General features: G+C 65.6%; 3 protein-coding genes. All 3 read left to right on the forward strand.

The features are described 5' to 3' along the window. The coding region (locus P4L93_09615) for an excinuclease ABC subunit UvrA (protein MDR3687198.1) at nt 1–1,208 on the forward strand (1,208 nt) is incomplete at its 5' end. 33 nt (nt 1,209–1,241) lie between these two features. After that, entirely contained in the window at nt 1,242–2,540 is a 1,299-nt protein-coding gene (locus tag P4L93_09620; protein ID MDR3687199.1) for a chloride channel protein, read from the forward strand. A gap of 114 nt (nt 2,541–2,654) precedes the next feature. Further along, the coding region (locus P4L93_09625) for a GIY-YIG nuclease family protein (GenBank protein MDR3687200.1) at nt 2,655–3,233 on the forward strand (579 nt) is incomplete at its 3' end.

The following is a 3,233-nucleotide window of genomic DNA, read 5'->3' on the forward strand; positions in this document are numbered from 1 at the left end:
CCGACATCCTCGCGTGTCCCGAGTCGCTGACGGCCGCCTACCTCTCAGGTCGCCGAGAGATCCCCGTGCCGAGCAAGCGTCGCAAGCCCGGCAAGGGCTCCGTGAAGTTGCGTGGCGTCACCGAGCACAACCTCAAGAACGTCGACCTCGACATCGAACTGGGCACGCTCACCGTCATCACCGGAGTGTCGGGTAGCGGCAAGAGCTCGCTGATCACCGATACGCTTGCACCCGTACTCGCCAACAAGCTGAACCACGCGCGCCGCCGCACCGGTGCCTTCGACCGCATCAGCGGTCTGGAGCACATCGACAAGGTCATCGACATCGACCAGTCGCCGATCGGACGCACACCGCGATCCAACCCCGCGACCTACACGGGCATCTGGGATGACGTCCGCTCGTTGTTCGCCTCCACGCCCGACGCCAAGGCGCGCGGCTACTCGCCGGGCCGCTTCAGCTTCAACGTTGCTGGCGGACGCTGCGAGGCTTGCAAGGGCGACGGCCAGATCAAGATCGAGATGCACTTTCTGCCCGACGTCTACGTGCCGTGCGAGGTCTGCCAGGGCACGCGCTACAACCGCGAGACACTGCAGGTCACGTACAAGGGCAAGAACGTTTCCGACGTGCTCGACATGACCGTGGAAGAGGCGCTGCACTTCTTCGAGAATATCCCGCCGATCCGCCGCAAGCTTCAGACGCTCTACGACGTGGGTCTGGGCTATGTACACCTCGGCCAGCCAGCGACGACGCTTTCCGGCGGCGAGGCGCAGCGCGTCAAGCTCGCGAGCGAGCTGCAGCGCCGCAGCACCGGGCGGACCTTCTACATCCTCGACGAGCCCACCACCGGCTTGCACTTCGACGACGTGCGTCAGCTCCTCATCGTGCTGGACCGGCTCGTCGACACGGGCAACACGGTGCTGGTCATCGAGCACAACCTCGACGTCATCAAGACCGCCGACCGCATCGTCGACCTCGGCCCAGAGGGTGGAGACCGCGGCGGGAACGTAGTCGTGACCGGAACGCCCGAGGAGGTCGCGGCGTGCGCTGACAGCCACACGGGCCGTTTCCTTGCACCGGTCTTGGCGGGTCGCGGCGCGAGTGCGGCTCCCGAGCTGGGCGAGGGCCACGGCTTGAGTGGCGAGAAGCCGGCTGCCGCGAAGGTGCCGGTTGCCAGGCATGAACCGCGCGCGAAGAAGGCGGCGGGGTAGCGGCGCAGAGCCCAACGGACGCGTTCGGCATTCATGGCATATGCTGGCGAGATGCCGAACAACCTCAAAGACGCTAGCTCTTGGAGCCCGGGATGGCCGAGCCGGCCTACGCAGCTGTTGCCCGTCGCTGTTGTGTTGGGCTTGGTCACGGGCCTCTTGGTCACCGGTCTGCGCTATCTGACGAACAGCGTCATGTGGCCGGTGTTGTCGTCGACGCCCAACGGGTTTCTGATCTTCGCGATGCCGGCGCTGGGTATTCTGATCTCAGGCATCTTGCTGCGCTACTTCGCTGACCGGCCTGACGTGCACGATGCTGAGGCCTATCTCGAGGCGTATCATCACGGTCGGCCCGAGAAGCGATTCGGGTCCTTCCTTGCCAAAGTGGGAGCGGCGATCGCGACTGTTGGTCTGGGTGGAGCAGCCGGCCTTGAGGGACCAAGCCTCTACATCGGGAGTTCGCTCGGCGCCTGGATCTCCACAAGGCTGCGCAAGATGGGCTTTACCGACGAGGGCCTGCGCGCCCTGTTGGTTGCCGGCGCCGCGGCGGGGATCAGTGCTGTGTTCAAGGCACCCCTCACCGGGCTCATCTTCGCTCTCGAGATGCCGTACACCGATGACTTCGCGCGCGAGGCGCTCATCCCGTCGATGCTGGCCTCGGTGTCCTCGTACCTTGTCGCAATCACACTCCTCGGACCGGAGCCGCTGTTTCAAGTGAACCGGGGCTACGTGCCGAGCGCCTCGAATGTCTTACTTGCCCTCGTGCTGGGCGGCCTCATCGGGATCGCCGCCCGCTTGGTCGTCGCTTCACTCGCGCAGGCTGAGTCGCTTGCCCACCGCATGAGATTGCCGCTTGTCGCTCGTACTGCGATCGGAGGACTCCTTTGTGCGAGTTTCGGACTCGTGAGCTGGAGGATCTACGGCGCCCCGTTTGCCATCGGCAGTGGCTATCAGCTGATCGACGCCGCTACTGCGGGCAAGTACATCGGACTCGCAGCCGTGGTGCTGTTCGTGCTCCGGGGTGGGGCCGTGGTCTCTACGCTCGGGAGTGGGGCATCAGGCGGCTCCTTCGTGCCGCTCGTGTCGCTCGGCGCCATCGCAGGCGGGGCGTTCGAGGCCATAGCGCCCGCGACCGGCCCACTCTTCCCGATCGTCGGCATGGCAGCGTTCCTTGCGGCCGGCAACGCGACTCCGATTGCCGGTGCTGTGTTCGTAGCCGAGTCCACGGGCGCAGCTGGCTTCGTGATTCCTGGCTTGGTCGCCGCAGCTGCGGCGTACGTGGTCGCGGGAGGCAGGACGCTGTCTGAGCACCAAAGGCCGACTCGCCGGGCGTAGCTGCGGAAGCCGACGCAACAGAGTGCGTCCCAAACGCCATGCGCCCCCCATTTTCGGGGACTCCTCCCGGGCCACGTCTCACCCTCGCCGTGGCCGCAAGGTATGATTCCGACCATGCCGAAGCCCAACCCAACTATCGCCGAGCAGGTCGCTTCCGTCCCGGACTCTCCGGGCGTCTACCTATGGAAGGCGGCCGACGGTTCCGTACTCTACGTGGGCAAGGCCAAGTCGCTGCGCAAGCGCATGCGCCAATACACGAGCGGGCAGGACGAGCGCGAGAAGATCCCGTTGATGATGGAGCTCGTCACGAGCTTCGACTACGTGGTCACGAGCACTGAGGTCGAGTCGCTCGTGCTCGAGAAGAACCTCATCCGGCAGTTCCATCCGCCGTACAACGTCGACTACCGAGACGACAAGACGTACCCGTTCATCGCACTGACGATGGCCGACCCCTATCCGGCCATCAAGTTCACGCGCGAAAAGCACAAGCCGGGCACGCGCTACTTCGGCCCCTACACCGACGCCCGCGCCGCGCGCGAGACGATCGACACGGTGCGCCGCATCGTCCCCATGTGCCGAGCGACGTGTAACGAGTGGAAGTGGGTCACCGACCACGATGGCGTGGGCCGCGGCCGCGCCTGCTTCGACTACCACGTGGGCCTCGGGCCAGGACCGTGCGTCAACGCCTGCTCC

It is taken from the genome of Coriobacteriia bacterium, assembly GCA_031292615.1.
Taxonomy (GTDB): Bacteria; Actinomycetota; Coriobacteriia; order Anaerosomatales; family JAAXUF01; genus JARLGT01.

What these genes read in the sequence shown, in the direction of transcription:
- P4L93_09620 (MDR3687199.1), top strand. Translation starts at nt 1,242, where the DNA reads ATGGCATATGCTGGCGAGATGCCGAACAACCTCAAAGACGCTAGCTCT.